Source organism: Edaphobacter sp. HDX4 (genome assembly GCF_036877565.1).
Classification (GTDB): domain Bacteria; phylum Acidobacteriota; class Terriglobia; order Terriglobales; family Acidobacteriaceae; genus Edaphobacter.
In genome coordinates this window covers 60609-74060 of record NZ_JAEDXW010000007.1, presented here as the reverse complement: position 1 = coordinate 74060, position 13452 = coordinate 60609, and the positions used below count along the sequence as shown (strand labels likewise).

Annotated in this window: 7 protein-coding genes; 4 read left to right on the top strand and 3 right to left on the bottom strand. The window is 55.2% G+C overall.

Annotation, left to right across the window (positions count from 1 at the left end):
* Nucleotides 1–287: 287 nt before the first annotated feature.
* The gene (locus tag JAO29_RS09030) at nt 288–1385 is read left to right on the top strand and encodes a LacI family DNA-binding transcriptional regulator (RefSeq protein WP_334267876.1); all 1098 of its coding nucleotides are present in this window, start codon (nt 288–290) and stop codon (nt 1383–1385) included.
* A gap of 16 nt (nt 1386–1401) precedes the next feature.
* On the opposite strand, the gene JAO29_RS09025 is transcribed toward JAO29_RS09030, so the two are convergent.
* A complete protein-coding gene (locus JAO29_RS09025) occupies nt 1402–3351 on the bottom strand; it encodes an alpha-L-arabinofuranosidase C-terminal domain-containing protein (RefSeq protein ID WP_334267875.1) in 1950 nt (649 codons plus the stop codon).
* A gap of 529 nt (nt 3352–3880) precedes the next feature.
* Between JAO29_RS09025 and JAO29_RS09020 the strand changes: the two genes are divergently transcribed.
* Nucleotides 3881–7288 (top strand): carboxypeptidase-like regulatory domain-containing protein, encoded by a 3408-nt coding sequence (locus JAO29_RS09020; RefSeq protein WP_334267874.1) that lies wholly within the window; start codon nt 3881–3883, stop codon nt 7286–7288.
* 58 nt (nt 7289–7346) lie between these two features.
* Here the strand turns inward: JAO29_RS09020 and JAO29_RS09015 are convergent, their stop codons facing one another.
* Together JAO29_RS09015 and JAO29_RS09010 are read right to left on the bottom strand one after the other, a co-directional pair.
* A complete protein-coding gene (locus tag JAO29_RS09015) occupies nt 7347–9119 on the bottom strand; it encodes a CRTAC1 family protein (protein ID WP_334267873.1) in 1773 nt (590 codons plus the stop codon).
* 41 nt (nt 9120–9160) lie between these two features.
* Nucleotides 9161–10195 carry a tetratricopeptide repeat protein gene (locus JAO29_RS09010; RefSeq protein WP_334267872.1) on the bottom strand — a complete coding sequence of 345 codons (1035 nt, stop codon included), beginning with the start codon at nt 10193–10195 and terminating at the stop codon, nt 9161–9163.
* A 376-nt stretch (nt 10196–10571) separates the two neighbouring features.
* Between JAO29_RS09010 and JAO29_RS09005 the strand changes: the two genes are divergently transcribed.
* Entirely contained in the window at nt 10572–11366 is a 795-nt protein-coding gene (locus JAO29_RS09005; protein WP_334267871.1) for a carbohydrate-binding family 9-like protein, read from the top strand.
* 490 nt (nt 11367–11856) lie between these two features.
* Entirely contained in the window at nt 11857–13404 is a 1548-nt protein-coding gene (locus JAO29_RS09000; RefSeq protein WP_334267870.1) for an FAD-dependent oxidoreductase, read from the top strand.
* Nucleotides 13405–13452 lie beyond the last annotated feature (48 nt).

Here is a 13452-nt window from a genome sequence, read left to right as displayed (position 1 = left end):
ATCGCCAGTCTCCTGTGCAGTTTCTCCTGCATGTGCAGCCATAAAACACCTCAGTCTATGAGGTGCAAAATGAACCGCCATCCGTTGCCATTTTCATTAGCAATTTTAATCATTTGGCTGGGGAGGTGCTGAGCGCCTGTTGAGTACGAGCCAACGGAACCCAAACCTCCGATACCCAGGATCGGAGACACTGAGACGAGGGAGGCCGCAGGATCGGCATGATTATCATGGACATGCGAGTCTCAGGTGCAATATAGAGGAAGCTTGAAGAAGCCAAAGGGTTCTTTATGAAGAAGGCGACCGCCACGCGATCTGTCGGACAGCCAGACCGACGCACAGATATTCGTACAGTAGCTGCCGCCGCCAAAGTTTCGGTCGCGACCGTATCAAGGGTAATTAACAGCGTACCCAATGTAGATCCCGCTCTCGCGAAGCGCGTTTGGGACGCGATTCGAAAACTCGGATATATCCCCAACAATCAGGCTCGCGCACTGGTCAGTGGCCGCAGCAGACTGTTTGGAGTCATCATCTCCGACATCACAAATCCCTTCTTCCCGGAACTGATTCAGGGATTCGAAGAAGAAGCCGTTGCTGCGGGGTATGAGACGCTCATCGGCTCGACAAACTACGATCTTCGCAGCATGGAAATCTGTGTCCAGCGCATGCTGGAGCGAAAAGTCGACGGTGTTGCTGTAATGACCTTCGGTATCGAAGAGCCGCTCCTCGAGCGGCTTGCCTCGAAAAAAATTCCTATGGTGTTCATCGACATAGCACCGGCGCAAAAAGGATTCTCCGCCATCCGCATCGACTACCAGAACGGAATCTACGAAGCGGTGCAACATCTCGCGGTGCTTGGCCATCGGAGAATTGGATTCATCTCAGGACCGCGTGGCCTTCATTCAGCCAACGAGCGGGAGAAAGCGTTTCGCTCAGCTCTGAAGACGATCGGCCTGACGCTTCCCGCCGAGTATGTGTATGTCGGTGATTACACCAACGAAGGAGGATCGAGCGGAGCCGAACACCTCCTCACACTTCCCAATCCCCCCACAGCGATCGTCTGCTCCAACGACATGACTGCCATCGGAGCCATGCATGCCGCTGCACGGCTTGGGCTCAGTATTCCGCAGGATGTTTCCTTAGTGGGCTTTGATGATATCGGCATCGCACGCTATATGCTCCCGCCGCTCACGACCGTTCGCATGTCGGGCAGAGAGATTGCCGTTAGCGCCGTCAGGACGTTGATTGCGAACTTGAAGGATGATGTTCTGGCGAAAGCTGCCTATCAAGTCGTCGCCACGAGGCTGGTCGTGCGTCAATCCACTGCAATCCCGAAAGGCAGCCTCGCAGGGCTCAAACCGGCGAGACCTGCGAGGAGTAGATCGTAGAGCTTCCACGGCCTCTTCACTGGGTCGAGAGTTCGATCACCTGGATCGAGTAAGCCGGGACCGTATGCTCAAAGGTCTCCTTCACGCCTTTCAGTGATGTCTTCACCGGAACGATTCTCTGTGGTTCTCTGATCGTGTTTGTCTCGGCTGGATTGTTTCCTCCAAGAGTCTCGACGATAGCCTCTGCCTTCAGGCTCTTTGCTCCATCCAGATGCACGCTCACTGTCCTGGGCTCCGAGTTACCATTCACCAGCTTTAGATATACCTTGCCTTGAGCCTGGCTGACGGTCGCCGAATAGAAGAACCTGTTGGGAAGTTCCGTCGCGGTTGACTTCGGCACGGTATCACCAAGATATTTAGCGAAGAGTACCTGAGCGTAATAGGAAGGGGATCCATAACTTAACATGGCGTCATAGCCGATCAGGTCGCTCTCCCATTGCATCCCACCCGGCTCAACATTGACGAAGAGCGGAGCATACGAAGCCATCAGGATGAGATCGCTGTTTCGCTCGAAGCCCGTCATCAGTGCCGCATCGCCAAGCGCCGAATTGAGGTTGGGAGTGGGGGAGCCTTCCCGGGTTGCCCATTCACCAACAAAGATCTTGGGACCATTACGATCGACGGAGTCGTACTTGCTCGCCATCTTATAGCTCTCAACGGCGCGCAGATAGTAGTGGTCATCCTGCATGTCTGGCTTTGTATTCTTGAGCGGCATCGTGGCGATCGTCTGCAACTGCGGATACTTCGCTTTGATGGCCTTATTGAATTGATCGAACCGGGCTTCGTAGCTTCCGGACCGGTCAAACCAGTCCTCATTTCCAATCTCAACATAGTGAAGAGGGAACGGCTTGGGATGCCCCAACTGCGCTCGCTTCGCCCCCCATAGTGTGTCCGTTCCGCCGCTTACAAACTCGATCTCGTCAAGAGCATCCTGCACGAACGGTTGCAGGAAGGGGCCGGCGTTGATGTGGGCGCCTTTGAGTGAGTAGCCTGCATACACTGCAAGCACCGGCTCCATGTTCAGGTCTTCCGTCCACTCGAGGAACTCCAGAAGTCCCATTCCATCTGTAGACTGGTACCGCCACGGACTGGGGTGGGTCGGACGATCGACAAGCGGGCCAATCGTCGTCTTCCAGTCAAAGCGATCCTGAATCTCATCACCCTCCAGGTAGTTTCCTCCGGGCAGGCGAAGGAAATTCGGCTTCATGGCCGCCATCTTTTCCATGAGGTCAGGCCTGTTTCCGTTCTCGCGATTCTTATAAGTGGGTGGAAACAGCGAGACAAGGCTCAACCACACCTGGCCGGGGTGCGAGACGGTAAGAACAAGATGGTTGTTGGCGTTAGCCTCCAGCTGGCCCGTCTTCAACGTAACCTCGTATCTCTTCCAGGCGGAAGAGAGGGACTCGCTCTTCGTGGATGCAACTACCTTTCCTGAGTCATTGCTTACCAGAGCCAGCGAGACGCCTCCCATGTCATCTTTGTCAGTCTTTGCGTAGAAGGACGCCCGATAAGTCGTGTTGGGGCGAAGAGCCATTCCCCAATAGCCCTCGTTATAGACTCCCACCGGGTTGTCGGCATCTGCTTTCGTCGCCTCGATCAGCAGACTATTGCGAAGCGCATCACTTGGACCCGTGGCGTCATCGAGCGCCATCCTCCCGCTGCTGTTCCCCCGCTCGACGAGGAACCAATGAGCCGGTTGGGAATGCGAACGTCCGCTGAAGGTGCGATTCCGAACCATCTCGGCGTACAGCCCGCCGTCGTAGGAGTAGTTGATCTCTTCCGTCATCAATCCATAGAGCATCGGGCTCACCTTGTGTGAAGGAGAGTCCAGCTGAATTGAGATAGAGGCTGCTCGATCCGGTTGAGCGTGGCTTATTCCGCAAAGACCAAGGGCGAGCGCGACTGCAATGTACTGAAGATGATGCTTCCGAAATAGCCCCTGCATGACCCGAAAATGCGATCTCAAAAGCGACAATCCTCCGCGCATAGGCAACTTTTCCCTTCGGGTAAACGTTTTTGCAGAACTCGAGGTAAGTTAGCTGGTCCGTTTCTCACTCGTCAACTCCCTTCTCGATAAGCGCATATTCTTCAGAGTCTTATCGGAGAATTGTTCGCTCTTCTGAGCGCACCTTAGCTTCTGCTTTCCCATGGATGGGGAACTGCAAATAGCTACACGCAGGAAGCTTTTTCCAGCTTAAGTTATTCAATCTAAAAGCAATATATTTCCGGACAAATATCTTGACAACTCCGTAAAGCTTTCAGTAATCTTCGGCGGCTTCAAAGGACATCGCTTCCGTTGCCGCGAATGTCCTGGCTTTTTACGGCCCATGGAATAAAGAGGCTGCTCACAAGAAGCAGCAGGCGTCATTTCGTTTGCAGGTCTGTCTTCTGGTCTTGAACGAAAGAAAACGTTTTCCCGATATCGCCGACTTCGCTTCCATCGCTGGAGCGAAATGCCTTTGTAAACACTGCAGCTCGTTCTGGAGGGTGACACCGTGCGTCGAATCTTACATTTATCCATCGCGTTGTTAAGTCTTGTCCTGTTCACGCCATATTTGATCGCGCAGGAAAACGCCACAATTACCGGAACCGTCATCGACTCTTCCGGCGCGTTGATTGCGAATGCGGAAATCACGCTTACAAATCCCGCCACCGGACAAACGAGAGGTGCGGTCACCAATAGCTCAGGCATCTACCTCTTTGCCAATGTGGGTATCGGTCACTTCACTCTGGACGTAGTGGCCAAGGGATTTCAGAAGTACACCAAGACCGACATCATTGTGAACACGGCCCAGACCATCAAGCAGGACTTTCAACTCACTGTTGGAAGTGAGACCCAGACGGTGACCGTCGAAGCGGACGCGCTGCAACTGCAATCAGAGACCAGTGAAGTAAGCAATCTGATCAGCGGCGAGCAGGTCTCACAGTTGGCGACGAACGGCCGCAACGTGGTCTCGCTGGCTGCTCTCGGAATGGGAGTCTCCAACAACCTCCCGGCCTTCGGTGGTGTCAATGCTCTGACGTCTGCGAACGGCATAAGCTTCAATGGAACCAGGGTCACTCATAATATCTATCTGCTGGATGGCGGAGAGTTGAATGACCGGGGTTGCGGTGGTTGCTTTAGCTCGCTGCCGTCCGTCGATGCACTCGCCCAATTCCAGACACTCGATAGCAACTACAGTCCTGACTACGGTCTTGGTTCCGGTGGAACCATCCTCATGGTTCTCCGATCCGGCACCAGCAAGTTCCACGGAGCTCTATGGGAGTTCAATAGAAACGAAGCCTACGATGCCAACCACTATTTCACGAATCTCGCTGGTCAGCCTCGACCGAAGTTTCGTTTGAACACCTTCGGTGGAAACATCGGCGGTCCCCTGTGGATTCCGCATCTTTACAACAATGCGCGCAACCGCACCTTCTTCTTCGTCAATGAGGAGTGGAGGAAACTGGTGCAGGGAAGCGCTCCTGCAACCGTGAATACGATCGCCTCCGCCAATTTCGCGCAGCCCGGCCAGGACCTGACGTATCAGGTCCCATCGAACGGAACCGTCCCCACAGTCCCAGTCACAAGCGATCCCGCGAAACTGGCAATCTATGCGGCACGAGGGCTGACACCCGGGCAGCCGTTTCCCAGCAATGTGATCCCGCGAGAGTTGATCGATCAGAATGCCGTACGTGAGCTGAATGCCGGTACATTTCCTCGTCCTAACTTCGGCAACAGTCAATACATCTCTTCGATCCCGCAGCCTACTAACGTGCGGGAAGACGTCGTTCGTATCGACCATGCGATCAATACCAAGCTGCAGCTGATGGGCCACTACCTGCACGATCAGGTGGATCAGACCTACTATCCGCCGCTCTGGGGCAACAGCTCGTACCCAACGGTAGGAACCGCGATGCTCAACCCTTCATGGTCTTCAACCATCAAGTTGACGCAAACGCTTTCTCCGAACCTTCTGAATGAGACAGCCTTTCTCTACAGCGGCAATACCATTCACCTCGATCCAGTTGGAGTCTCCACTCAACCAACCGGCTGGAATGCGACGACCTTCTTCCCGCCTGAAAACAACTTCGGCAGCCGCCTTCCCGAGATCCAGTTGGGAGGCCCCTACAACACCACCTGGAGTTCCAGCTACTTCCCCTGGAAGAACTCCTACATGGGTTACGAAGTACGCGATGATCTCTCCTGGAACAAGGGGCTGCATCAGCTCAAGTTCGGCTTCTCATGGCTGCATGCCGTCAAGAACCAGGAACTGCAGGCCAATACGCAAGGTACAGCAGTATTCAACAACAGCTCCTTCTCTGGAGACTCGTATATCAACTTCCTGCTCGGCGATGCTGCCACCTTCACGCAGCTGGAGTACCTCGCAGGCAAGCATTGGGTAAACAACAACTACGGCTTCTATGTGAACGACAACTGGCGCGTTATTCCGCGACTTACCCTCAACCTGGGTCTCAGATTCGACGGCATGCCTCACGCATTCGAGCGCTACGATCAGTTTTCGAACTTCGTACCCAATCTGTACGACCGTACTCTTCCTTATCCTTTGAATTCGGATGGAACTCTGAATCCCGCCTCTCTCACCAACTTCCAGGGAAGGCCTTTCTATCTCAACGGAATCCGCGAAGCTGGTGTCGGAGGCTTCCCGCGAGGCAACGTTCAAAACCAATACCACACATTCCAACCGCGACTTGGATTTGCCTACACTCTTCCGGGAGCAGGCAACACCGTGATTCGCGGTGGATTCGGTATGTTCTTCGAGCGTGTCCAGGGCAACGACGTCTACAACGCTGCTCTGAATCCACCCTTCGCCTACCAACCTTCAGCAACCAACGTCTACTTCTCAAATCCAAATCAGAGCGCTCTCACTGGAGCAGTAACCAGCCAGGCCTTCCCCTCCACACTCACCACCCTGCAGTATGGCTACACGCCGCCCGGAACAGCGCAGTTCAGCCTGGGCGTCCAGCGTCAGGTGGCCTCATCCGTAATCGCGGTTGTGCAGTATGTAGGCTCCCTCGGTTGGAGCCAGAGCGACAATCGTTCGATCAATACGCTTCCGCTCACAAACCCGAACAATCCCGCAAACCCATATGATCTGCGCCAGGGCGTGGCCGCGGGCAGACTCAATGCAAATCAGTATCGAATCTTCCCTGGATTCAGCTCCATCACTCAGGAAGAAAATCAGACCAACTCTAACTATCACTCCTTCCAGGCCGGCTTACGAATGGAAAACAAGCATGGCCTCACCTTCCAGCTGGCTTACACCTATTCTCACGAGATCGATATCGTAGCGAACGATCTCGGTGCACTCTCCAATCCCTTCAACCAGGAATATGACCGAGGCTCAGGAACCTTCGACAGACGTCATATCTTCAACGCGAACTACATTTATCAATTTCCGTTTTTCCTCAATAGCGGCAATGGATTCCAACGTTCCGTGCTGGGTGGCTGGGAGCTCTCCGGCATCACCGTGGTCCAGGCAGGCTCTCCACAACCCCTGCGGTACACCGGAGTTGATACGCTGGGCCTAGGCGGCGGTACTACCAACCGGCCCAACCAACTCACATCCGTGAGATACCCGAAGACCCGTCTCGCGTGGTTCGACAAGAGCGCATTCGGAAACCCGACTGCACCCTGGAACGGTGGGCCCAATCAAGGATTTGGCAACGCCGGAAAAGATGCAGTGATATTGCCAGGGCTCTTCAACTTCAACATGGCATTGTTTAAATCGTTCTCCTTCACCGAAGCGGTAAAGCTTCAGATGAGGCTCGAAACCTTCAACACCTTCAACCACACTCAGTTCAACGGTATCGATTCGGCATCGAACGATGCGAACTTCGGGCAGGTAACCTCAACCTACGATCCAAGAACTCTTCAACTCGGAGCCAAGCTCTCCTTCTAAGGGGCTTGCGCTTAGTCACAAACCCAGGGGCGCCATGCATTAGACATGCGCCCCTGAATTATCTGTTACGTGAAGGCAACGCTGCCTTCACTATCCCTTTGGCCTCTGTCACCGTGACCAGCTGGTTCGTTTCGATACCGCTGAACCGCTCAATCAACCCATTAGTCCAGTGGATCTCCAGGTCGACGTGAGTGTTCTCTCCCACGCCAAAATGGAGACGGCGATCATTAACTGAATAAAAGCTCGATTGTGCCATCACTGCCTGGGCCTGAACTTTGCCGCCGTATCTCGCAATCACACGCGATCCTATTGCGCTTCGATTCGACCTTGTTCCAATCAACAAAACCTTCAGCCATCGAAGATCATTCGTCACATCGTTTCGAAGCAGGGAAGGTGGCTCGTTGAGATTGACCACCACCATATCCACATCGCCATCGTTATCGAAGTCTCCGAAGGCACATCCACGACTGCAGTGAGCAGCCGCGATTCCCGAGCCCGCCTCTTCGATAAGTTCTTCGAACTTGCCATTTCCCAGATTCCTGAAGATGAACCTCGGTGTCTTCAACGGATAGCTCGGAAACGCTCTCTCCACCTCCGGATAAACCGACCCGGTCACGATAGCAAGGTCAGGCCAGCCGTTGTTATCGAAATCCGCGAAGCCGGTTCCCCAGCAGGTATAACGTGTCTCTACGCCAAAGCCACTGGCCAGCGTAACATCCGTAAAGTTTCCTTCGCCATCATTCTTGTACAGCACATTGGTGTCGTCCGAAAAGTGAGTCTTGAAGAGGTCAAGCCTTCCATCGAGGTTATAGTCGCCCACAGCCACACCCATCCCGGCCTGTTCGGCTCCATCTGCGCTAAAGGCAACGCCGCGTTCCGCGCCCTCCTCGGCAAAGGTTGAATCTCTCTTGTTGATCAGAAGTAAGCTCGGCGTCGAGTCGGAGGCCACGTACAGATCCGTCCAGCCATCTCCGTTCAGGTCAGCCGCTACGGTCGTCATGGAGTAGGTACGTTCCGCCTTGGAGATTCCGGTCTGCTCCGACACGTCACGAAACGTTCCATCCCCCTGGTTGCGATAGAGATGGTTGCGAGGCATCTGCAAACCTCGAGGCCCGCAGTTGACGGCTACTCCTTTGAAGTTGCAGTACGGATTGGCTCCGGGTTTCGGCACCTTATCCATGTGTAGATCAACGTAGCTCGCGACAAACAGGTCCAGATGACCATCGCGGTCGAAGTCGATGAAGGTGCAGCCGGAGCCCCAGCGGGCAGCGCCCTCGTAGAGCAGTCCCGCTTCCCTGGTTACATCCGTAAAAGTGCCGTTTCTGTTGTTGCGATAGAGAACATTCTGCCCGTAGTACGAGATAAAGATGTCTTCGAATCCGTCGTTGTTGTAGTCCCCAACAGTCACTCCGCTGGCCCACCCTTGACGCCGTAAGCCAGCCTTCTCCGTCACGTCGGTAAAGGTGCCATCGCGATTGTTCTTGTAAAGCCGATTGCTGGAATCAGGAACCATCTCGTCCATGCGAATCCCGGATAGAACAAAGATGTCCAGCCAGCCATCGTTATCGAAGTCCAGAAAAGCAACTCCGCAGCCGACCGTCTCCAGGATGTAGCTCTTATGATGCTGTCCTCCGTAGATCACCGGAAACGTCAGCCCTGCCTCTGCTGCAATGTCGGTGAAGTGCGCGTTAAACGGCAGGCCTGAAGGCTTTCCTCGCGGGACCGGCTTCACGTTTCTGGTCGACACTCCCTGGGCAAGACTGACGGTCGATGCGGCAGTCATCCAGAGAAAACTACGACGGGAAACCTTGCTGCCTTCAACTTCGTTCATTCGTTCCAGCCTGAGAAGGAGATGACAAGTTATAACGCAATCTACTGAGAAGTTTGACCGCCAGAGATCTTTTCGATCAAAGTATCGTCAGTCTTCTTGTGCAGCTCCTTGGTCTTGGCAAGCTCCTGCGCTGCCTTTTCTTTCTGGCCCATCGCCGAATAGACTCGCGCAAGTCTGTAGTGAGCGTCCGGCTGAGAAGGATCAAGCTGGATAGCACGTTGAAACGCCTCGACAGCGTCCTCGTTGCGCTTCTGATTGACGTAAATGCAGCCGAGATCGAAATGCGCCAGACGGCTGCCCGGTTGAAGCTGCAGCGCCTTTTGCAACAGTTCCTGGGCCGACGTGTCATCGTTTGTGCGCAGGGCAATGTCGCCCAGATAGAGATACGACTGTGCATACCCCGGGTTGTTTGCAATCTCCGCGCGCAGTTCGGAGGACGCCCTGTCGTAGTCGCCCTGTTTGTAATAGAGAAAGCCAAGCTCGAAGTGAAGTACAGGTTCCTTGGGCGATGTGCGAGCCGTCTCCTCGAGCTCTTTCGTCGCTTCATCTGTCTTGCCCATTCCATCGAGTGCCTGCGCCAGCAGCATATGCGCCTGGACGGCCTCGGGGTTGACCGCCAGAATACTTTGGAACTGTGTCAGGGCACAGTCATACTGGTGGCTCCATAGACAGCTTTGCGCCAGTACATTTCTCAGCTCGAGGTTCGAGGGGGAGCTCTGAACTGCTTTCGTGAGAAACTGGCTCGCATTCGCGTACTCTCGCAGACCGAAGTAGCTCATGCCGATAAGGATCGTGCTGCGCGGATCCCCGGGTCTCGCCTTCTCAACTCTTTTCAGTGCGACAATGGCATTCTGAAAATGACCTTGCTTGAACTCGGCAATGCCGAGATTCGCCTCCACATCCGGCTGTTCGGGCTTTATCTCCAGCGATTGCCGATACTCCGCCACCGCCATCGGAAGCTTGCCCTGCTGCGCCAGCGCGACCCCCAAGTTTCCATGCACCACCGCATCATTTGGGTGCGTCTTCGCAAGCTGTCGCCACAGCTGTTCAGCGCCCGCGAAGTCTCCGGTCCTCATCTTCTCCGAGGCACTGGCGGCAACCTGATCCTGTGCATGCAAGGGAAGGAAGCTCAGGATCATCGCCGCAAGATAGAGTGCAGTCGTTGCTGTTCGAGATAGAGCAACTCGCCTCCCAGCCCGGCATCTTCCTTGATAGAAGTCTCTCGAATGGGCAGAGCGCGACACTTTATACCGATGCGGCATGCCAAGCATTCTAGCTCACGGTTACCGCTGCATAGTGTCAGTGAGATCTCCTGAAAGTGTCTCGCGCTGAGGCGGCCTTGTCCTGTGAAATAGCTCTCTTCTTCTGGCTTCCATAAAAAGAGCAAGTGGTGCCGAAATTCAACTCCTATAGACTTGAGCCCGACCCTAAAGTTCAACTCAGGAGTGATTCGTGCCCTCTCTCTGGCGGATTGTTTGCACCGCTCTCTTTGCTTCCCTTGCTGCTGCTCCGCTTCTTGGCCAGTCGCTCACTCCCTCTGCTCAACCGGCGCCTCTGCCTCCACCAGTTGCGCAGCCCCGGTCCTATAGTGTCCATCGCGCATCAAACCCCGTTGAGATCGACGGAAAGATTAACGAGGCAGAGTGGAAAGACAGCGTCTGGACAGACGATTTTGTGGATATTGAGGGATCTCGAAAACCCACACCGCGCTTCCGCACCCGCGCCCGGATGCTATGGGATGACCGTTATCTATATATTGCCGCAGAGCTGGAGGAGCCCGATGTGAAAGCATCCATCACCAGGCACGATGCGGTGATCTTCCGTGACAACGATTTTGAGGTCTTCCTCAAGCCTGTCGCGGAACAGGAGGGCTACTTCGAGTTCGAGATGAACGCCCTCAATACCGGGTGGGACCTATACCTCAATAAGCCCTACCGGTTCGGAGGTCACGCCGACAACAGCTTCGAGCTGGAAGGCCTGAAGACCGCCGTCGCAATCCATGGCTCATTGAACCACCCTGACGACACCGACAAGGGGTGGACCGTCGAGATCGCCATCCCTTGGACAGCCTTCCTCTCCCGGCAACCGGTTCCTCCACCTCATGTCGGAACTGACTGGCGCATCAACTTCAGTCGCGTCGAATGGAAGACTGGTCAACCCAAAGAAGATAACTGGGTCTGGTCACCGCAGGGAGTGGTCAACATGCACGTTCCGGAGCGCTGGGGCTACCTGCACTTCGAGAACTAAGCAGGGAAGCCCGGGAGCGACATCCGGGCATCCTCTCATCCGCGGCCGATAGTCCCAAACTCGCAACTCGGGAGCCAATCCTGAGCCTCTACGGCAGGCGCCTGGCGAGCGTCATTATTTCCTTGTCACCCGGCTCTCTAAACTCTGTCAAGTAGCCCTTTGACTTAAACCCAGGTCCAGCCATGACTTAGAAGATGCGCTTTTGATCGGATGGAATCGGTAGACTTAACTGTAGGGACAGTTCTCACCCTGTCCATGGCAAAGCGCAGCGTGTACTCGCCAAAAACACGAAGTCCCAAGCTAAGTACCATCGATCGAAGACTTTGCACAAATTCGGTGCGGGGGGTAGGGCAGGGAAGATCCCCTCTGGAGCCGCACACAGTGCCAGAGACGCGGTACGCAGGATCTCGAAGCGGGAACGGTAGGGCGAATGCCTCATCACGACAGGTGATGGCTGCTGGTATCGTGCCTCCAGAGGAAATTCCTGTAAATGTCTATTGAGATGGTGTTGGCTGAAGATGTCCGTTTTGAACGGCTGAGTCACGGGCAGAACGCCCGCTTCCCGGGCAAGCCGGAGGAGCGTGCCAGCAAAATCGCTCTCTGCGACTCCACGGAAGATGTCGCCGAGGCTTTGGAGCGCTTTGTACATGCCGGGCTGCGACCCACCGTTCGCTCCGGTGGTCACTGCTACGAGGATTTCGTAGATAACAATCCTGGCGGAGCGATCATCGACCTCAGCCTGCTGGTCGGAACAGCCCCGCTCCCCAGGTCACCCAAGTACCGGCTCGGTGCAGGGACCAGGCTCGGACAGGCTTACCCCGACCTCTACAAACGCGACCTGGTGACCATCCCGGGAGGCACCTGTCCCCCGGTCGGAGCGGGAGGCCACATCTCGGGCGGCGGCTACGGTCTGCTCTCGCGCCTGCACGGAATCACCCCGGACTGGGTCAGTGCGGTCGATATCGTTACCGTCGACCACGCGGGAAAGGCGCAGGTTCTACGGGCCGACAAGCAGCAGAACTCCGATCTCCTGCGAGCCTGTCGCGGGGCGGGCGGCGGGAACTTCGGCGTCATCACCAACTTCTACTTCGACACCCTGCCCAAGGCTCCCACCGAGGTTCTCAGGGGAAGCGTCAACTTCAGCTGGGACGGTATGACCGAGGAGCGCTTCACGCGCATTCTCTATCTCTTCAGCAACTACTGGGAGACTCGCGGTCGGGACCCGGAGACATGGGGACTCTTCTCCATCTTCAATCTCTCCCATCAGAGCTCAGGGCACCTAGGCATGTCCGTCACCTTCACCAACCCCGACGGAACGGTAAAGGACACGCGGGTCGTGGAGGAGTTTCTGACGATGTTCGATGAATGCAAGCCGGTTGCGGAGCTCTCCACGCATCCCGCAATGGCAGAACATCATCCCGAACCGGCACATCCAGGAACGAACATGTGCCTGGCCAAGCACACACTCAACAAGATGGCGTGGATCGACTCCCAAGGAGGAGGGGGGCGCTCAGGCGGACCTCCGATGGACCGCCGACACAAGTACAAATCCGCCTTTATGAAAAGAGGCTTCAGCCCCGAAGAGAGCCGCTGTTTTTACAAGCATCTGACACGAAAGATAGAAGGCGTCGATCTGTCAGGAACCACCGTTCTGGCTGACTCCTTCGGCGGAGCAGCCAATCGGAAACAGATGCTCGAGGAGACTTCGGCTCCGCAGCGGGATTCAGTCATGAAGCTACAGTTCATTGGAACCTGGACCGATCCTGCGCAGGACCAGGCGCATATCGAGTGGATGAGGGACTTCTATACAGAGCTGTATTCGATCTCACAGAAAGGGCAGAAGTATGCGGGCACTCCGTATTGGAGCGATCAATATGAAGGCTGCTATATCAACTATCCCGATGTAGATATGCTGCAGTATTCCTTCTGGCATCACCTGTACTACGGACCTGGCGACCTCTACCCGTTTCTGCAGAACGTGAAACGGCGATACGACCCAAACAACATCTTTCATCACGCGATGTCTATTCGCGTCTGATGGTCGTGTTCGCCGCTGGAGCTCTGCAAACGCATCGGTGGACAGGAC